At 47.9% G+C, this 17,196-nt stretch carries 18 protein-coding genes, 1 other RNA gene and 2 pseudogenes; 9 read left to right on the forward strand and 12 right to left on the reverse strand.

Annotated elements, in window-relative coordinates; translation table 11 throughout:
- Positions 1 to 9 precede the first annotated feature (9 nt).
- The 4 genes from ruvA to rnpB all read left to right on the forward strand — a co-directional run bounded on the left by ruvA (position 10) and on the right by rnpB (position 2,018).
- Positions 10 to 594, forward strand: coding sequence for a Holliday junction branch migration protein RuvA (gene ruvA / locus LPB400_RS01700; protein ID WP_063068624.1), 585 nt, complete (start codon positions 10 to 12; stop codon positions 592 to 594).
- A 13-nt stretch (positions 595 to 607) separates the two neighbouring features.
- On the forward strand, positions 608 to 841 hold the full coding sequence (locus LPB400_RS01705; protein WP_070461539.1) for a methionine-binding protein: 234 nt from the start codon (positions 608 to 610) through the stop codon (positions 839 to 841).
- 54 nt (positions 842 to 895) lie between these two features.
- A complete protein-coding gene (locus LPB400_RS01710) occupies positions 896 to 1,603 on the forward strand; it encodes a hypothetical protein (RefSeq protein WP_049335661.1) in 708 nt (235 codons plus the stop codon).
- Positions 1,604 to 1,656: 53 nt separating this feature from the next.
- Positions 1,657 to 2,018, forward strand: an RNA gene (gene rnpB, locus LPB400_RS01715) — RNase P RNA component class A.
- Between the two features lie 105 nt (positions 2,019 to 2,123).
- On the opposite strand, the gene mltA is transcribed toward rnpB, so the two are convergent.
- From mltA to LPB400_RS01735, 4 genes are all read right to left on the reverse strand, one after another.
- A complete protein-coding gene (gene mltA, locus LPB400_RS01720) occupies positions 2,124 to 3,446 on the reverse strand; it encodes a murein transglycosylase A (protein WP_219089180.1) in 1,323 nt (440 codons plus the stop codon).
- A gap of 91 nt (positions 3,447 to 3,537) precedes the next feature.
- Positions 3,538 to 5,457, reverse strand: coding sequence for a tetracycline resistance ribosomal protection protein Tet(M) (gene tet(M) / locus LPB400_RS01725; protein WP_063856397.1), 1,920 nt, complete (start codon positions 5,455 to 5,457; stop codon positions 3,538 to 3,540).
- A 15-nt stretch (positions 5,458 to 5,472) separates the two neighbouring features.
- Entirely contained in the window at positions 5,473 to 5,559 is an 87-nt protein-coding gene (locus LPB400_RS01730) for a tetracycline resistance determinant leader peptide (RefSeq protein ID WP_011058339.1), read from the reverse strand.
- Positions 5,560 to 5,796: 237 nt separating this feature from the next.
- Positions 5,797 to 6,369, reverse strand: a complete 573-nt coding sequence (locus LPB400_RS01735; RefSeq protein ID WP_219089182.1) for an RDD family protein — start codon at positions 6,367 to 6,369, stop codon at positions 5,797 to 5,799.
- Between the two features lie 240 nt (positions 6,370 to 6,609).
- Here LPB400_RS01735 and asd point away from each other — a divergent pair, with 240 nt between their 5' ends.
- Positions 6,610 to 7,725 carry an aspartate-semialdehyde dehydrogenase gene (gene asd, locus LPB400_RS01740; RefSeq protein WP_070606570.1) on the forward strand — a complete coding sequence of 372 codons (1,116 nt, stop codon included), beginning with the start codon at positions 6,610 to 6,612 and terminating at the stop codon, positions 7,723 to 7,725.
- A gap of 89 nt (positions 7,726 to 7,814) precedes the next feature.
- Here the strand turns inward: asd and LPB400_RS01745 are convergent, their stop codons facing one another.
- Positions 7,815 to 8,612: a factor H-binding protein gene (locus LPB400_RS01745; RefSeq protein ID WP_070606566.1), complete on the reverse strand. Its 798-nt coding sequence runs from the start codon at positions 8,610 to 8,612 to the stop codon at positions 7,815 to 7,817.
- 197 nt (positions 8,613 to 8,809) lie between these two features.
- Here LPB400_RS01745 and LPB400_RS01750 point away from each other — a divergent pair, with 197 nt between their 5' ends.
- Entirely contained in the window at positions 8,810 to 9,292 is a 483-nt protein-coding gene (locus LPB400_RS01750; RefSeq protein ID WP_219089184.1) for a dihydrofolate reductase, read from the forward strand.
- An 81-nt stretch (positions 9,293 to 9,373) separates the two neighbouring features.
- Here LPB400_RS01750 and LPB400_RS01755 read toward each other — a convergent pair whose 3' ends face one another.
- Positions 9,374 to 9,640, reverse strand: coding sequence for a DUF3079 domain-containing protein (locus LPB400_RS01755; protein WP_003686685.1), 267 nt, complete (start codon positions 9,638 to 9,640; stop codon positions 9,374 to 9,376).
- Positions 9,641 to 9,807: 167 nt separating this feature from the next.
- On the opposite strand from LPB400_RS01755, the gene LPB400_RS01760 reads away from it, so the two are divergent.
- On the forward strand, positions 9,808 to 10,263 hold the full coding sequence (locus tag LPB400_RS01760) for a GNAT family N-acetyltransferase (RefSeq protein WP_225905453.1): 456 nt from the start codon (positions 9,808 to 9,810) through the stop codon (positions 10,261 to 10,263).
- Here the strand turns inward: LPB400_RS01760 and LPB400_RS11135 are convergent.
- The 3 genes and pseudogenes from LPB400_RS11135 to LPB400_RS01775 all read right to left on the reverse strand — a co-directional run.
- Positions 10,162 to 10,434, reverse strand: a pseudogene (locus tag LPB400_RS11135) (hemagglutinin repeat-containing protein); the annotation flags it as partial. The gene LPB400_RS01760 and the pseudogene LPB400_RS11135 overlap by 102 nt on opposite strands.
- A 403-nt stretch (positions 10,435 to 10,837) precedes the next feature.
- Positions 10,838 to 11,317 (reverse strand): SMI1/KNR4 family protein, encoded by a 480-nt coding sequence (locus LPB400_RS01770; RefSeq protein ID WP_070461533.1) that lies wholly within the window; start codon positions 11,315 to 11,317, stop codon positions 10,838 to 10,840.
- Positions 11,318 to 11,332: 15 nt separating this feature from the next.
- On the reverse strand, positions 11,333 to 11,545 hold the full coding sequence (locus tag LPB400_RS01775; protein ID WP_432760841.1) for an HNH endonuclease: 213 nt from the start codon (positions 11,543 to 11,545) through the stop codon (positions 11,333 to 11,335).
- On the opposite strand from LPB400_RS01775, the pseudogene LPB400_RS10970 reads away from it, so the two are divergent.
- A pseudogene (locus LPB400_RS10970) lies at positions 11,522 to 11,623 on the forward strand (GNAT family N-acetyltransferase); the annotation flags it as partial. The gene LPB400_RS01775 and the pseudogene LPB400_RS10970 sit on opposite strands and share 24 nt — an antisense overlap.
- 68 nt (positions 11,624 to 11,691) lie before the next feature.
- On the opposite strand, the gene dinG reads toward LPB400_RS10970, so the two are convergent.
- Both dinG and LPB400_RS01785 read right to left on the reverse strand, forming a co-directional pair.
- On the reverse strand, positions 11,692 to 13,842 hold the full coding sequence (gene dinG / locus LPB400_RS01780; RefSeq protein ID WP_219089187.1) for an ATP-dependent DNA helicase DinG: 2,151 nt from the start codon (positions 13,840 to 13,842) through the stop codon (positions 11,692 to 11,694).
- 164 nt (positions 13,843 to 14,006) lie between these two features.
- Positions 14,007 to 14,225: a DUF2061 domain-containing protein gene (locus LPB400_RS01785; RefSeq protein WP_219089188.1), complete on the reverse strand. Its 219-nt coding sequence runs from the start codon at positions 14,223 to 14,225 to the stop codon at positions 14,007 to 14,009.
- Positions 14,226 to 14,353: 128 nt separating this feature from the next.
- Between LPB400_RS01785 and LPB400_RS01790 the strand changes: the two genes are divergently transcribed.
- Positions 14,354 to 15,304 (forward strand): D-2-hydroxyacid dehydrogenase, encoded by a 951-nt coding sequence (locus LPB400_RS01790; RefSeq protein ID WP_070712444.1) that lies wholly within the window; start codon positions 14,354 to 14,356, stop codon positions 15,302 to 15,304.
- Positions 15,305 to 15,499: 195 nt separating this feature from the next.
- Here LPB400_RS01790 and gnd read toward each other — a convergent pair whose 3' ends face one another.
- Entirely contained in the window at positions 15,500 to 16,948 is a 1,449-nt protein-coding gene (gene gnd / locus LPB400_RS01795; protein ID WP_219089191.1) for a decarboxylating NADP(+)-dependent phosphogluconate dehydrogenase, read from the reverse strand.
- Positions 16,949 to 17,196: the final 248 nt, after the last annotated feature.

Here is a 17,196-nt window from a genome sequence, read left to right on the forward strand (position 1 = left end):
GGGAACACCATGATCAGCAGGCTCACAGGAAAATTGATTGAGAAAAATCCGCCGCAGGTCGTTATCGACGTCAACGGCGTCGGTTATGAAGCCGACGTTTCCATGCAGACTTTCTACAACCTGCCTTCCGTTGGCGAAACCGTCCATCTTTACACTCAGCTTGTTGTCCGCGAAGACGCACATTTGCTGTTTGGTTTCGCCTCAGCCGAGGAACGCGCCACCTTCCGCCAACTGGTCAAAGTCAGCGGCATCGGTGCCAAAACCGCATTGGGCATTTTGTCGGCCATGAATGCCGACGAGCTAGCGCAAGCCATCGCCGAAGAAGACGTCAAACGTCTCTCCTCCGCGCCCGGCATCGGCAAGAAAACCGCCGAACGCATGGTATTGGAACTGCGTGGCAAACTCGTGTCCCATACCGTTTCAGACGGCCTGTTTGCCCCTGATGCCGTTGCCGACGAAAGCCAAGACATTATCAACACCCTGCTTGCCCTCGGCTACAACGAACGCGAAGCCAAAGCCGCCACCAAAGGCATTCCCAAGGGCACGGAAGTCGGCGAAGGCGTGCGCCTGGCCTTGAAAAACCTGCTCAAATAAGGCCGTCTGAAACATGAAGACATTGGCCCTGAGCATCACCCTCTTTCTAAGCGCATGCGTCTATACCGAGACCCCGTATGGGCGCACCGCCGTCTTGGACCTGCCCGTCCACTCGCAAACCACTGTCAACAAAACCGTGACCATCAACGCCCCGCCCGGGACGACCGTCATCTATCAAGACAGCGAACCCGTCCGCAATTACCCAGCCTATCCCGTTTATCCCCGCCGGGTTTATCGTTATCGATAAACAACGCTGACCGTTTGAAACCATAGGTTCAGACGGCCTGTTGAGAGACTAACCATGAAATACATCCTTCCCCTGCTTTTACTCCTGAGCGCCTGCACACCGGACACCAAGACCACGGATGCCGCATCCGACCCCAAAACACACGGCTTTGCACACCGCCTGACCGAAGGCGAAAAACTACTGACCCAAGCCCTCATCAAACAAGACCTCGCCGCCTACTTCAAACACGAAACCGGCGGCGCATTTGCCGAACAAGCCCCCTTATTCTCGGCCCAGCAACTTGCCGAACAGAAAAACATCCCCAAAAACGATGCCATCGGCGTTTACGGCAAAATCATCAAAACCCAAGGCCGCACCGCCTGGCTGCAAACCGACAAGCAAACCCTCAAACTCGATTTGGCCGAACCGCTGCAAGAAGCTCAAGGCGAAGTTACCCTTGTCTGCCAACACGAAAACACCGCATTCCAAGACTGCCAAACAGAAGAAAACTTCGCCCGACGCTTTACCGAACAAATTTTCTCGGCGGTCGAGTCCGGACGCGTATCCGCCCAAACAGACGCACCGGCCGAAGAAATCATGGCCGGCCGCCTTATCCCGTTTTTAAGTGCCGCCAGCGACTTTACCGGCAACTTCAAAGCCTGCGCCACCACCATGACCGAATACTGCACCAGCCGCCTAGCACGCGAAATGCCTGAATCCGCAGTCCGCAAAAAAGCACAGGAATTGGGTTTGACCGAAATAGCATTTAAAAAGAAAAAATAAATATTTAGGCCGTCTGAACCTTATGGCGGCTGTGTTATAATCCGCACCTCATACAGGTCGGACAGACAGTCGCCGCGTATCGCGTAAGGCATACGGGGAGGAAAGTCCGGGCTCCACAGAGCAGAATGCCGGCTAACGGCCGGGCGCGGTAACGCGACGGAAAGTGGAACAGAAAGCAATACCGCCGATGATTGCCTTCGGGCAAAACAGGTAAGGGTGAAAAGGTGCGGTAAGAGCGCACCGTGCATTTGGTAACAAAGCGCAGCAGGCTAAACCCCATTCGGAGCAAGACCAAACAGAACTCGATGACGCTGCTCGCCGAGCGTTCGGGTAGGTTGCTTGAGCACACCAGCAATGATGTGCCTAGAGGAATGACTGTCCGCGACAGAACCCGGCTTACCGTCCGAGCTGTATGTCCCCATACCGCGGCAGGTTTTAAAAACCTGCCGCATTTTTATAGAAATAAAAAGGCCGTCTGAAACCTCAATCTTGGTTTCAGACGGCCTTTTTAAACCGCTGTTTATGGGCGGTATTCCGGTTTCATGCCGTTGGGCAGGAGCTGCCATACATAGCCGGTGGTTTTCATTTTGCCGGCCACTTCGCCTGCTTCGTCACCATAGCCCCAGAAATAATCCACACGGACCGCGCCTTTAATCGCGCTGCCGGTGTCTTGCGCCATAATTAAGCGGTTGAGGGCTTTTTTGGTGATCGGATGGGCAGTGGCGACAAACAGCGGTGCGCCAAGCGTGATGTAGTGGCGGTCGATGGCACCGGCGTATTCGCCCATCAACGGCGTACCTAATGCGCCCACCGGGCCTGAATCACTGCTGCCGGTCAGCTCGCGGAAAAAGACGTAGCTTGGGTTTTGTCCCAAAACTTCGGCAAGGCGGCCGGGGTTTTGCTTCATATAGGCCTTGATGCCCTGCATGCTGGTCTGACCCAGCGGCAGATAGCCTTTATCCGCCATATAGCGGCCGATGGAAACATACGGATGTTCGTTTTTATCGGAAAATCCGACACGGATGTATTTTCCGGACGGTGTTTTCAGACGGCCTGAACCTTGAATGTGCATAAAGAAAAGTTCGACCGGATCATCTGCATAACCCAAAATCGGCGCTTTGCCGTTAAGCGCGCCGCCGTTGATTTGGCTGCGGGTGTAGTAAGGAACGAAACGGCTGCCTTCAAAACGGCCTTTCAGCGCGGTGCTGCGTGCTGTAATCGGGAATCTGGACAAGTCGGCCGTGTATGTGCCGCTGTTGTCGATGACGCCGCTGTTTGGGCCGGTTTGGCGGATGCGGACGGTGGCTTTGCTGCCCCTCAAGTTTGCAGCCAGCGGAACGGAAACGAAATCGTTCGGAATGCCGTAAATAGGGAAACGGGATTGGCTCGTGGATTTGTCGTCGCCGTGCAGGACCGGTTCGTAATAGCCGGTAATGGTGCCGGCAGGATTGCCGCCGTTATCGACGCGCCATGCAGTGAAATAGCGCTCGAAAAAGTGTTTGGCTTGGAAATGGTGCACCGGTGTTTGCATGGCTTGGATACAAACGTCCTGCCAGCCTTGGCGGTTTTTAAGTTTTTCACAGCCTAAACGGAAAGATTGCAGGCTTTTGGTAAAGTGTTGGAGGTCCCAGTGCGGCAATTCGTTGTAGGAAACTACGGTGTAGTTTGCTCCTCCCCCGCTCACAGTCGTACCGATGGGGTCAGGCGTACCGGTGGGGCGGTCGGGGCCTTTGATAACGCTGGTGTCGGTTTCGGGGAGGTTTTTAATGCTTTTGCTCGGACAGGCGGCAAGAATGGCCGCGGCAATGCTGACGAGCGTGATGCGGTACAAATGTTTTTTCATGGAATCAATAGCGTGTCGAAAGGCCGTCTGAAAGCGATTTTTCAGACGGCCTATGTTGGAAAGTGCTGATTTTACATAAACATAAAATACACTAAGTTATTTTATTGAACATATATCGTACTTTATCTATCCGACTATTTGGACGACGGGGCTGGCAAACAGGTTCACCGGTAGTAACATGGTACCCTTTTAACTCTGTTAAACAAACACTACGTCCATTTGTAAAGAAAGTTAAATCACTACGATATTCTTGAATACACCGAGCAGGGATTTCTCCACTAAGAATGACCTCATTATTTTTCAATTGAGTGTCTACGATGTTCGCACAATATTTAGGAGCATCGTTGTATGCTCGTGAAAGATATTCCTGTGGCGCATAAATTTTAAAACTAAGATATGGCTCTAACAATTCTGTTCCAGCTTTTTTTAAGACTTGTTCCAATACAATAGGAGCAAGCATCCGAAAATCTGCTGGGGTACTAACAGGGCTATAGTATAAGCCATACTTAAAACAGATTTTACAATCCGTCACATTCCAACCATATAATCCTTGTTCGCAACCATAGCGTATCCCTTCCATAACTGCATTTTGAAATGATTGATTTAAGTATCCAAGAGAAACCGAGCTCTCATACTGCATTCCACTTCCCAACGGAAGCGGTGATACAGATAAACCAATGGAAGCCCAGAAAGGATTTGGCGGCACTTCGATGTGAATGGTATATTCTGCATTTTTTAACGGTCTCTCCATATAAATGACTGTAGGCTCTTTTAGTTCTATCTCCACATGATACTTTTCTTGCAACAGTGCACTAATCACTTCCATTTGTACTTTCCCTAAGAAAGAAAGTATGATTTCATGTGTCGCAGAATCCACATAATATCGCAGAAGCGGGTCACTGTCGGAGATTTCTAAAAGTGCATCAAGTAACATTTCCCTTTGTTGAGGTTTGCTCGGTTCAACAGTCGTTTGCAGCAGAGGGAGGGGATTTTCAATTCTCTCTCTCTGTGGCAATAGCTTTGTATCTCCAAGAACACTATTTAACTTCAAAAACTCATTCTGCAAAATAACAATTTCCCCGGAATAAGCCTTATCGATTTTACATAATTCACCATTTATTGAAGTATACATTTCTGTAATTTTTATTTTTTCCTTTTCCGATATTCTAACCGAATCTCGCAAATGCAGTACGCCACTATAAAGACGTATATATGCAAGACGCTGTCTTTTTTCCGAATACTCAATTTTGAAAACTTTTCCGCAAAGTTCAGACTGACCTCGATGTGTTGATGAATAAAATTTATTCGTAATCACTTCTATAAGGTTATCAATCCCTATATTGTTTTTTGCACTTCCGTGATAAACAGGGAACAGGGAACAATTATGAAATCTTATGCTTTCCTCTTGTTCGAGTTCTAATGCTTCCAATAATTTCCCAGACGTATATTTCTCCAAAAGGTAATCATTTCCTTCTATTACCATATCCCATTGTTCAGATTCGGTAAAGTTCATTACACGCATATTAGGATGCAGTTCTACCTTCTGTTTGATTACAATTTCGGCAGAAAGTTTCTCTTTAATATCCTGATAAACCGTTGATAAATCAATTCCATTTTGGTCAATCTTATTGATAAAAAAGATTGTGGGAATCCCCATTTTCCTAAGTGCATGAAATAATATACGAGTTTGTGCTTGTACGCCATCTTTTGCAGAAATCAGTAGAATTGCCCCATCTAAAACTGATAATGAACGATATACTTCTGCTAAGAAATCCATATGTCCTGGCGTGTCTATGATGTTCACCTTCGTATTTTCCCACTGAAAAGAGGTTATTCCTGTCTGAATTGTAATTCCTCTCTGACGTTCTAAAAGCGTATTATCCGTCCTCGTTGTACCTTTGTCCACGCTTCCTAATTCTGTAATCGCTCCACTGTTATATAATAAGCTTTCTGTTAAGGTAGTTTTTCCTGCATCAACATGAGCTAAAACTCCAATATTAATAATTTTCATGTGATTTTCCTCCATTCAAAAACCCAAAAGGGCATAAAAATCCCAGTGATAAATACTTTTATCACTGGGATTTTTATGCATAACCATAGGTATACAAAGCATACAGATATTCTCTGGATACTTTAGAATCACATGATAAAGGTATTCTTAAACTGGGTACAAAAAACTAAGCCCTCCTAAAAAAGGACATCTAATTATTTGTTCCCGCTATCAAATTGACAGTTTATTTAAGAATACCTTGCCGCATATTTATTAACTCCTTTTAAATAGTCACTTAAATAATAGCACGTAAGAGCATATTTGTAAAGGAATCTCCAATTTTTTATCAAAAAAAGCGATTTATCGGCGCGGCGGCAATTTGACGACAACCGTATCGGCCAGCATATCGTAGAGCGTGCGGCGGTCGCGTTTGACGGAAAAGAGCATGATGAAGTTGATGAAAGCTATAAGCAGAGAAACCAAATCTCCACCCGTTTCATTTACTGCCAACATTACTGCAATGACTATAATACCGACAATAAATGACCAAGCCACTTCGCGTATCAAAACCGTACCACCAAAACCTGGATTATTCCCGTCACTTTTTAACACGCGGATGCCCATAATTTTTTTACCTAAAGACTGACCGTCCCGGCTCATGTAATACAGTTGGAAGATACCGAAAACCAAATAAACAGCCAAAGAAATAAAAAATGTTATGGCAAAATATTCAGGGGTATTAGAAAGAGAAGACTCCGAAACTAATTCTTTGCTTTCATCTAAAGTGAAAACTACCATCACAATGAATGGCAACCATATCAAAAAAGTAAACAGATTATTCAACAAATATGCCGCAACCCTCGCCCCCGGCGAAGCAATATGGACATCTACTATTTCTGTTTGGGGCAAATCCGACAAATTGATTTTGCTCATTTAATCTTCCTCTGTACCATTAATGAAATGCAATTTCATTGCCATCTTAACCTATTTTCCTATCATTCTAAAAATTTTCGATAAAAACCTTTACATTTTCCGCAGACGGCGTTAAAACGTTTGTTTTCCCCTTTTTTATAGTGGGTTAACAAAAATCTGAACAAAGCGGCAGGCGATGCCGTTCCGATTTTTGTTAATGCACTATAAACTTATCCGGATTTTCTTTGTAAGGAGTAACACATGAAAGTAGGTTTTGTCGGCTGGCGCGGTATGGTCGGCTCTGTTTTGATGCAGCGTATGAAAGAAGAAAACGACTTCGCCCATATTCCCGAAGCGTTTTTCTTTACCACTTCCAACGTCGGCGGTGCTGCCCCTGATTTCGGTCAGGCGGCCAAAACATTGTTGGATGCCAACGATGTTGCCAAATTGGCAAAAATGGACATCATCGTTACCTGTCAGGGCGGCGATTACACCAAATCCGTGTTCCAACCCCTGCGCGACAGCGGCTGGAACGGATACTGGGTTGACGCGGCTTCTTCCCTGCGCATGAAAGACGACGCGATTATCGTCCTCGACCCGGTCAACCGCAACGTCATCGACAACGGCCTCAAAAACGGCGTGAAAAACTACATCGGCGGCAACTGCACCGTTTCCCTGATGCTGATGGCTTTGGGCGGCCTGTTCCAAAACGATTTGGTCGAATGGGCAACCAGCATGACCTACCAAGCCGCTTCCGGCGCGGGTGCGAAAAACATGCGCGAACTCATCAGCGGCATGGGCGCGATTCACGCCCAAGTGGCAGACGAGCTTGCCGACCCTTCCAGCGCGATCCTCGACATCGACCGCAAAGTGTCCGATTTCCTGCGCAGCGAAGACTATCCGAAAGCCAACTTCGGCGTACCGCTCGCCGGCAGCCTGATTCCGTGGATTGATGTGGACTTGGGCAACGGCCAGTCCAAAGAAGAATGGAAGGGCGGCGTGGAAACCAACAAAATCCTCGGCCGCAGCGACAATCCGACCGTAATCGACGGCTTGTGCGTACGCATCGGCTCTATGCGCTGCCACAGCCAAGCCCTCACCCTGAAACTGAAAAAAGACCTGCCCGTTTCTGAAATCGAAGCCATCTTGGCAGGTGCAAACGATTGGGTGAAAGTTATCCCCAACGAAAAAGAAGCCAGCATCCACGAGCTGACGCCTGCCAAAGTTACCGGCACGCTGTCTGTTCCTGTCGGCCGTATCCGCAAACTGGAGATGGGCGGCGAATACATCAGCGCGTTCACTGTCGGCGACCAACTCTTGTGGGGTGCTGCCGAGCCGTTGCGCCGCGTATTGCGCATTATCTTGGGCAGCCTGTAATTTAGGTTGGCATGAAAAAAGCAACGGTTTGAGCCGTTGCTTTTTTGGATAATAACAAGGCCGTCTGAACCTTTCAGACGGCCTTTTTTCTATTCTTTCTTACCGGCCAAACCGATTTCTTTGGTGGAATCACCAACTTTGATTTGCGCCTTACCGGCAATTTCTTCAGCCTGCGGGCCGAAGAGTTTCAAATCATAACGGCCGTTTTCAATACCGTTCAAACTGGTTTTACCGCTGATGGCGGCTTTGCCATTGTTATTGGCAATGCCTGCGGCAAGCAGGTCGACATTATTGTGGGAAGCCATGCTGCTGATTTTGCCGTAACCTTGTTTTTTATCGAAATCCACGGTGTATTTCAGACGGCCACTGCGGTCGTCGCCATTAAACGCGATGCCCGAATACTGATAGCTGCCTTGTTTGGGCAAATTGCGATACGCTGTTTCATCGCCTTGGACTTCGCCGACGGTGAATGTGTATGTATCGAGGTTTTGCAGCTTGCCTGCGTCATCGGCTTTTTGTTTGGCGTAACGCGCGGCAACAGTGGAATAATTTTGTTTATACACTTGGAAGTCGCCGGTTTCCAAAGTGATGACTTGGCCGTTTACCTTGATTTTTTGGGCGTAGTCGTAAGAGGATACTTTATCGGTTTTCAAAAAGCCGGTATCAAGTTTGCCGCCTTTTTGCAGGGTTTGCGTTTTACCGTTGGCCGTCAGCTCCAACGTACCGTTTTCAGGGACGGATTCGTTCAATTCAACAGACAACACGCCTTTCGGATGCGGATTGAGCGGCTCGGTAACGGCATTCGACAAGCCGCTTGTTGCACCGCCGCAGGCAGCCAACATCAAAGACAGGGAAGCAGTCAAAGCAGAAATGCGGAGGGTTCTCATCATTTTTTCCTTTCCTTTTTTATTTGGTATGATATTTATCATATACCTAAAAAAATGAACAATAAATGATTTTTGTCAAAATTAAGTATTTTGAATATTAATTTTATAAATATTGAAACATTTTTAGAATATCGGATATTCAGTCCATCCCGCCTCCCTTCCGCTATAATCATTTTATTTTACAAACGGACTTCATCATGCCGAAAATCACCCTTATCGCCGCCTACGCCGCCCGCCGCTGTATCGGCATCAAAAACACCATGCCTTGGCATTTGCCCGAGGATTTTGCCTTCTTCAAATCCTACACCACCGGCAAACCCGTCATTATGGGCCGCAAAACATGGGAATCGCTGCCGCGCAAACCGCTGCCCGGCCGTCAAAATATCGTCATCACCCGCCAAGATTATCAGGCCGAAGGTGCGCAAACGGCGGCTTCTTTGGAAGATGCGCTGGCTTTGTGTCAGGGGGTTGAAGAAGTCATCATCATGGGCGGCGCGCAAATTTATGCACAAGCCCTGCCGATTGCCACCGATTTGCGTTTGACCGAAGTCGGTTTGGATGTGGACGGCGATGCGTTTTTTCCTGAGTTTTCCACAAAAACATGGCAAGAAGCCTCTCGGGAAAACCATGTTTCCGCCAAAGGCATCAAATACACGTTTGTGCATTATGTGAAGGCATAATCCGACAACGCAAAGGCCGTCTGAAACCCTGTTTTTCAGGTTTCAGACGGCCTTTTATTTCGTTTGTTTACGGCATTCCGTTTAAGCCGTTTTGTTTTTCAAAGGCAGTTTGATATGCGGTTTGGCCGGCTTAGGCGCTTCTTTCAGTCCAAGTTCGATTTGCTGCTCTTCGCTCAACAAATTGCTCCAGTCGCCTTTTTTATACCAGTCGCGGCCGTCCAACTCGATGGGATGTTGGATACGCTCGCAACCGTTGCCGCATTGCAAATCGTCTTCTTTGCAGTATTTGTCGCAACCCCAGCAGATACGCTCGGGATTTTTCGGGAAAATGGGAAATTTCTTGGCCATGATGTTCTTCTTTTGTTTGTGTGCGGTATGGGCAGAATTATAAGTGATTTGAATGGGACTGGCGGCGGGTTTATCGTGTTTTACGCTGATTTTTTAAGATGTGTTAACCTTTCAGACGGCCTATACTGTAAAAACTATCCCTACTCGGTACAACAAAAGGACTCAATATGAACATATGCCGTCTGAAGCCTGAATTTGTCGAGCCTTTATCCCTCGCGCTGTTTGAGGAATGGCACGATTTTGCGCCGTGGTCGTCTCTGGACAAAATCCGTGCGTATTACGCGCAGTGCCTTAATGAGGATGACTTGCCGCTGGCGTTTGCGGCTGTGGATAAGGAAGGGCGGCTGATGGGCTCGGCGGCATTGAAGCGGTTTGATATGGCCTGTTTTCCCGAATACGAATATTGGCTGGGTGATGTGTTCGTTTTGCCGCAATTTCGCGGTTTGGGCGTGGGCAGGCAGCTGGTTTCGTTTTGTCTGGATAAAGCACGCGAACTGGGTTTGCCGCATCTGTATCTCTATCCAGCCGCTGCTTTTGTTGTTGCTGCGTTCGCTGCTGCTTTGTTCGGCGGATTGGAGTGTGATGTCGTTATCGGCAATCAGGCCGGTTCCTGCTTTACCTGAAACATCCGATCCTGTGATGTTGATATTGGATTGTTCGCCTGCACCTCCGGCAATAAGGGTAGTTTTACCGCCTGCTTGAATTTGGCTGGCTTGGGCTTGATTTACTTGAACTTGGGTGGTTTGTCGGTTTTGCTGTTCGCCGTAGGTTATGGAAATGCTGACTTCTGCTGCTGCAACCGCTGCTTCTAAATACCGCTTGGGCAAGGATATACACGGTTTTTTGTCATGTGCTTAATTCTTCTTGCTTGTTTTTTTCGGTGAGTTGATTTTCTTTTTTTACACAGGCAATAGGCACTTGGCGGTGCATGGGATTAATACCACAACCAAGTGATAGCACCGGGTGCTTCGCTTTCGTTATATGGCTCACTGGGATAGAGCTTGGGTGAGAGAATGTTTAGGGGGGAGTGGGCATAGTTTAGAGTTACGATTAGTTAAAGTAAAAAGGAAAGGTAAGTGGTTTTAAGGCAGCCTGAAACGGAGTTCAGCGAAACCAAAACCGCGTGTGCATGAATGCACATCCTACCATTTCACTTTTTTGGTTGGTTACACAGGCTATGCTGGTTAGTAGTGCCAGTTAATCTACATCTTGATAAAGTTTATCTATAAAACTATCAAAATCAGGTGTGATGGGAACTGTAATCATCTTGGTATTACCTAGTTCATCTTCGTAAAATTCATCATGATACATAAGTACGATGGATGGATTACTTGAATTCTTACGGTAATCAAAACAAATATAATCGCCATTTGCACTTATTCCAAATGCAACAACTTGGTTTCCATAGCCATATTCATTATCAATGCATGAATAGGTATAGATATTTTCATGACAGGAGGCATCTTTTTTATATCCTAAAAATAAAATATTTCTGTCATCTGTATTCTTATTATTATCAATAAAAATAAAACAATCTTCTTCGGGATATAAATAATCATGTTCACTTATCAAATATATATACGATCTAGGGAATGTTACACCTAAATTTTCTGCAAATTTTTCAATGATTGAAGCAGAAACTTTTCCTTCATCTCTCCAGATATTTAATTTTTTCATTATTCATTTCCTTGATTAACGTCCTTTTTTTAATGCATTTTGACCAGTATGTCTAACTGCATCATGTATTTCCAATGGTACTAGCTGCATGTTATTTGGTGCACTTTGTGCATTATGATGCCAAATATATCCATTAATAGTCCGTTTTCCAGCCATAATATCTTCTAACTGTGTGCTAGTAAAATTTGATTTAGGAATTACCCCACGCCGGATGTGCAGGCCGTGTATGAAAAGTTCGGTTGGAAAGAAATCACACAGACTTGGCACAACGGGGAAGCTGTATCCGTCATGAAATTGGATTTATAGCTTGAAAAGAATAAAAGGCCGTCTGAACATTTGGTTTCAGACGGCCTTTGCCTTTGAATTATCCACAACTACCCTATCCGTTTAAACGGTGGCAGACAGGCCAATAATTGCTGGCCGTAGCGTTGCGTTTTGACGCGGTTGTCGAGGATGGTCACGCGACCGTAATCCTGTTCGGTACGGATAAGGCGGCCGACGGCTTGGATCAGTTTGATGCTGGCTTCGGGCACCGTGATTTCGATAAAGGGATTGCCGCCGCGTTGTTCAATCCAACGGTTTTGGGTTTTCTCGATGGGATTATCCGGCATGGCAAACGGCAGCTTGGCAATGATAACTTGCACACAGGCCGTGCCGGGCAGGTCGAGGCCTTCAGCAAAACTGTCGAGGCCGAAAATAATGCTGGCTTTGCCTTCGGCAATGGCTTGATGGTGCCTTTGTAAAAGAACGGCCTTGGGCAACTCACCCTGCACAAGCAGAAGCGGCAAATATTCGTCAGGCAGGCGCAAGGCGACGTCCTGCATTTGTTTGCGCGAGGAAAACAACACCAGCGTGCCGATGGCTTCAACCGGAGAAACCAGCTTCGGCAACCATTCGACAATGGCGGCAGTATGCGCATCAGGGTCTTTCGGGCTGGCGTGCACGGGCGGAATATACAGCTCGCCTTGCGTATCGAAATTAAACGGGCTTTCCAAAGCAAGCGTGGTGGTTTCGGGCAGCCATAATAGGCCGGTTTGCCGCAAAATCAGGTTGAAGCTGCCGAGCGATTGCAGGGTGGCCGAAGTCAATACCGCGCCTGCCGCGCGCCGCCACAGGCTATTGGCAAGGTGGGATGCGCTGCTGATGGGGCTGGCGTTGAAAATATAGTCGTTTTTGTCGTCGGCACGGCGGGTTATCCATTTCGCCAACGGCTCTTCGCCCTCAATGGGAACGGTGGAGAGCAAATCCCAAACCGCGCTGATTTGTTCGATACGGGCGATAAAAAGGCCGAACTCGCTGATCAGGCGGTCGAGGAGCGCGCCGTCCTGCTCTTTTTCGCGGCGCGCGGCAGAAAGCGCATCGTTCAAGCCGACAACGTGTTTGAGCAGGCTGCGCGCAGCAATGGCCGTATTGGAAACTGTGGTCTCCAGGCCTTCGGGGATTTTGCCGTCTTCCCACAGCCAAGTTGGTTCGTTGTGTTTCCGCCTGTCGTTTTCAGACGACCCCAGACTTAAAGACGGCTCTTCCGCCAAATGGAACTGCCATTCGTGCAAGCTGTCGAGCAAGGATGTGGCAGCTTCGTCGGCAAGGTTGGCAAGTTCGGCTTTATCGGTCAGCGCGGCAATTTTGCCGGTCAGCTGCGGCAGTTTTTCCAGCGCCCAAACGGCAATATTCCATGAATGTTCGGCGGCAAAACGGCTGAGGGCTTTTTTGGGCAGGTGGTGCGCTTCGTCTATGCAATAGAAACTGTTTTCGGGCGCAGGCAGAATCACGCCGCCGCCCATGCTGATGTCGGCAAGCAGAAGATCGTGGTTGGCAACGACGACATCGACGGTTTCCAAAACATCGCGTGCCAGGTAAAACGGGCATTCCAAACGGTTAGGACAGGCGGATTTCAGGCAGCCGTGGCGGTCGTTGGTAACTTTGAGCCAAATCGTGTCATCGATTTTTTCCGGCCAAGTGTCGCGGTCGCCATTAAAGCGGCGGGCGGAAAATTCATCGGCAATGTCGCGCAACAGGTTCAATTCTTCCGGCTTGGGTTTGCTGTCCCACAACACTTCCGGTGCTTCAAAACCAAGCAGGTTTTGCTGGGCATTGTTTTGCGTCAGTTGATAGAGTTTGTACGGACAAAGATAACGGCCGCGCCCTTTGGCAAGCGCAAAGGTCAGCTCCAAACCGCTTTTTTCGACAAGAAACGGCAAATCGCGGTCAACCAACTGCTCCTGCAAAGCCACCGTCGCACTGCTGACAATCAACCGTTTGCCGCGCGTCTGCGCCATGATACCGCCGGCCAAAAGGTAGGCCAACGATTTACCCACGCCGGTCGGCCCTTCGATCACGGCAATGCTCTCGCCCTCGCGTTTGGGCGCTTCTTCGCCTTCTTCACGCGTCAACGTCCGCGAAAAAGCGTTGGCAATCGCCGCAATCATTTCCCGCTGCGAAGCGCGCGGACGGAAACCGGGCAGGTTTTTGCCGATGTTTTGGTAATGGTCGCGGATGGCGTTTTTTTCTAAATCGGTGAGCATTGAGGCCGTCTGAATGGGTTTGCAAGAATAGCGTATTTTAGCATTTTTACCTTCATGAAGCCTTCGTAAAGCCTTACTCTATTTTAGGGTTTGGCATTTTTATGGCGATGGACGAACCGCAAAAACATAATCGGTTTTAATCAAGCAAAAGGCCGTCTGAAACTTTAGCCGCACTGATGCAGAAGCACCCACAATTTTTGCTTTTCGGATTTGTTTTTCTCGTAGCGGTTCCATGCTTTTTCGTGAAAATAAAAGACGACGGTATTGACGATGGGTTCGACCAAAGCGACCGCGCTGGAAACACCGATACTGCCGGTCAAAATATAGGCGACACTAAATGCGACGCTGAAATGCAAAATAGCAAATGTAATGGTTTTAATCATGCTGTTTTCCTGATACATTGATGTTTTAATCGCTACATAATAATTATTATCAACTAACGCGTAAATTTTAAATCCTTTATCCTGATTTAGATTTTATAAATTGATATTTTATTTTTGATAGGAATTTTATGAACCAGCTCCATATTGTCGTCCTCGACCGCGATACCCTCGTCAACCGCCCGTTTGATTTTGATTTTCCACATACATTGAGCAGCTACGGCACAACCGAAGCGCACGAAACCTTAGAGCGTATCCGCGGCGCGGACATTGTGATTACCAACAAAGTCGTGATTTCCGCCCAAGCATTTGCCGAAAATCCACAACTCAAGCTGGTTGCCGTTACCGCAACAGGCGTCAATAATGTGGACGTTGAGGCTGCCAAACAAAACGGCACGGCAGTGTGCAATATCCGCGCTTACGGCAATGAATCCGTGGCGGAACACGCGTTTATGATGATGATTACCCTGATGCGCAACCTGCCTGCCTATCAGCGCGATGTTGCGGCAGGCTTATGGGAAAACTCGCCGTTTTTCTGCCACCTCGGCGCACCGATGCGCGATTTGAACGGTAAAACGCTGGCTATTTTCGGTCGCGGCAATATCGGTAAAACACTGGCAACTTATGCTCAGGCTTTCAAAATGAATGTCGTGTTCGCCGAACATAAAAATGCCCAAAGCGTCCGCGACGGCTATGTTTCCTTTGACGAAGCCATCCGTTCTGCCGATGTCGTATCGCTTAATTGCCCGCTCACGCCACAAACGGCCAATATGATAGGCGAAGCCGAATTGCAGCAAATGAAACCCGGCGCCATCCTCATCAACTGCGGTCGCGGCGGCTTGGTCGATGAAGCCGCTTTGGTTGCGGCGTTGAAATACGGCCAAATCGGCGGAGCAGGTTTTGACGTATTGACACAAGAGCCGCCGCGCGACGGCAACCCTCTGCTGAAAGCCCGACTGCCCAACCTCATCGTTACGCCACACATTGCATGGGCAAGCCAAGAAGCCGCCAACCGTCTGTTTGACATCCTTTTGGACAACATCAACCGCTTCGTGGCCGGAAATCCGCAAAATCTGGTTTAATCTATGGAAAACCTGTTGATAAGGTTGTGAACAATTTTAAAGACCGTCTGAAATATTCAGACAGCCTTTATTAATCTTTATTTATTTCATAAAGTTGTCTATAAAATGTTTTAAATCGTTTCATTCTTCATTGTGGATAACCCTATAAAAAGGCCGTCTGAAATACTCAGACGGCCTTTTGTTTGCTCAGGCAAATTAAATATCGTATGTGGTTGAAGCGGTATCGCCGCCCTTGCCTGTCCAGTTGGTATGGAAGAACTCGCCGCGCGGTTTATCGGTACGCTCGTAGGTGTGCGCGCCAAAGTAGTCGCGTTGCGCTTGCAGCAGGTTGGCCGGCAGACGCTCGGAAGTGTAGCCGTCAAGGAAGGTAATGGCGGAAGCCATGCAAGGCATCGGAATGCCACATTCGATCGCTTTGGCCACCACTTTACGCCATGCAGGCAGACAGGTTTCCAATACGCCTTTGAAATAAGGATCGGAACCCAAGAACACCAAATCGGGATTGGCTTCGTATGCGTCGCGGATGTTGCCCAAGAAGGCGCTGCGGATGATGCAGCCTTCGCGCCACAAGAGGGCGGTGTTGCCGTAATTCAATGCCCAATCGTTGTTTTCGCTGGCTTCGCGGATGAGCATGAAGCCTTGTGCATAGGAAATAATTTTGGATGCCAACAGGGCTTGGCGCAACGCATCCACCCATGCGGCTTTGTCGCCTTCAATCGGGGTAATGGTTTTGCCAAACAGGCTGTTTGCTTGGACGCGTTGGTCTTTGAACGCAGAAACGCAACGTGCAAACACGGCTTCGGAAATCAGTGTCAGCGGAATACCCAAATCGAGGGCGTTGATGCCGGTCCATTTGCCCGTGCCTTTTTGACCGGCGGTATCGAGGATTTTTTCAACCAAAGGTTCGCCGTTTTCATCTTTGTAGCCCAAAATCGCGGCGGTGATTTCAATCAGGTAGGAATCCAGCTCGGTTTTATTCCACTCGTTGAAGATTTGGTGCATTTCGTCATAAGACAGACCCAAACCGTCTTTCATGAATTGGTAGGCTTCGCAAATCAACTGCATATCGCCGTATTCGATGCCGTTGTGCACCATTTTGACGAAATGGCCCGCGCCGTCGCGGCCGACCCAGTCGCAGCAGGGTTCGCCTTGCGGGGTTTTGGCGGAGATGGCTTGGAAAATGGGTTTGACGGCAGGCCATGCGGCTTCGTCGCCGCCAGGCATGATGGACGGGCCGTGACGCGCGCCTTCTTCGCCACCGGAAACGCCCGCGCCGATAAAGCGGATGCCTTTTGCCGCCAGCTCGTGTGTGCGGCGGGTGGAATCGGGATAGTTGGCGTTGCCGCCGTCAATAATAATGTCGCCTTCGTCCAAAAGCGGAACAAGTTGTTCGATAAAATCGTCAACAACAGAACCAGCGCGCACCATCATCATGATTTTGCGAGGTTTTTCTAATTTATTAACCAGATCTTGCAGTGAATATGCGCCGATAATATTGGTATTTTTGGCTGCGCCGTTTAAAAAATCATCTACTTTGCTGGTCGTACGGTTGTATGCGACAACTTTAAAGCCGTTGTCGTTCATGTTGAGAATCAGGTTTTGCCCCATTACGGCAAGGCCGATTACGCCAATGTCGCCTTTCATTTCGTGAAACTCCGTTATTGATTAATTTTATCAAGCGTAACTCTAGCTGATTTACACGTTTTTAACAATCCTTAACTTTTTAATTTTTTGAAAAGATGCCTTTACGTTTCAGACGGCCTTTGCCTTTGGGAAAACAAACTATAAATAAGATTTTAAATAATAAATAGAAGATGATATTGAGTGTTGCCACAGCTTGTTGATAACTTTGATTAAAACAATTTTTCAAATACTTAGCTGATATTTCTTGA

The organism is Neisseria perflava (genome assembly GCF_019334725.1).
GTDB classification, from domain to species: Bacteria; Pseudomonadota; Gammaproteobacteria; order Burkholderiales; family Neisseriaceae; genus Neisseria; species Neisseria subflava_A.

What these genes read in the sequence shown, in the direction of transcription:
- LPB400_RS01730 (WP_011058339.1), bottom strand. Translation starts at nt 5,559, where the DNA reads ATGCTTTGTATACCTATGGTTATGCATAAAAATCCCAGTGATAAAAGT.
- mltA (WP_219089180.1), bottom strand. Translation starts at nt 3,446, where the DNA reads ATGAAAAAACATTTGTACCGCATCACGCTCGTCAGCATTGCCGCGGCC.
- LPB400_RS01755 (WP_003686685.1), bottom strand. Translation starts at nt 9,640, where the DNA reads ATGGCCAAGAAATTTCCCATTTTCCCGAAAAATCCCGAGCGTATCTGC.
- LPB400_RS01770 (WP_070461533.1), bottom strand. Translation starts at nt 11,317, where the DNA reads ATGAAAAAATTAAATATCTGGAGAGATGAAGGAAAAGTTTCTGCTTCA.
- LPB400_RS01735 (WP_219089182.1), bottom strand. Translation starts at nt 6,369, where the DNA reads ATGAGCAAAATCAATTTGTCGGATTTGCCCCAAACAGAAATAGTAGAT.
- ruvA (WP_063068624.1), top strand. Translation starts at nt 10, where the DNA reads ATGATCAGCAGGCTCACAGGAAAATTGATTGAGAAAAATCCGCCGCAG.
- LPB400_RS01785 (WP_219089188.1), bottom strand. Translation starts at nt 14,225, where the DNA reads ATGATTAAAACCATTACATTTGCTATTTTGCATTTCAGCGTCGCATTT.
- LPB400_RS01745 (WP_070606566.1), bottom strand. Translation starts at nt 8,612, where the DNA reads ATGAGAACCCTCCGCATTTCTGCTTTGACTGCTTCCCTGTCTTTGATG.
- LPB400_RS01705 (WP_070461539.1), top strand. Translation starts at nt 608, where the DNA reads ATGAAGACATTGGCCCTGAGCATCACCCTCTTTCTAAGCGCATGCGTC.
- gnd (WP_219089191.1), bottom strand. Translation starts at nt 16,948, where the DNA reads ATGAAAGGCGACATTGGCGTAATCGGCCTTGCCGTAATGGGGCAAAAC.
- LPB400_RS01750 (WP_219089184.1), top strand. Translation starts at nt 8,810, where the DNA reads ATGCCGAAAATCACCCTTATCGCCGCCTACGCCGCCCGCCGCTGTATC.
- dinG (WP_219089187.1), bottom strand. Translation starts at nt 13,842, where the DNA reads ATGCTCACCGATTTAGAAAAAAACGCCATCCGCGACCATTACCAAAAC.
- LPB400_RS01790 (WP_070712444.1), top strand. Translation starts at nt 14,354, where the DNA reads ATGAACCAGCTCCATATTGTCGTCCTCGACCGCGATACCCTCGTCAAC.
- LPB400_RS01760 (WP_225905453.1), top strand. Translation starts at nt 9,808, where the DNA reads ATGAACATATGCCGTCTGAAGCCTGAATTTGTCGAGCCTTTATCCCTC.
- LPB400_RS01710 (WP_049335661.1), top strand. Translation starts at nt 896, where the DNA reads ATGAAATACATCCTTCCCCTGCTTTTACTCCTGAGCGCCTGCACACCG.
- asd (WP_070606570.1), top strand. Translation starts at nt 6,610, where the DNA reads ATGAAAGTAGGTTTTGTCGGCTGGCGCGGTATGGTCGGCTCTGTTTTG.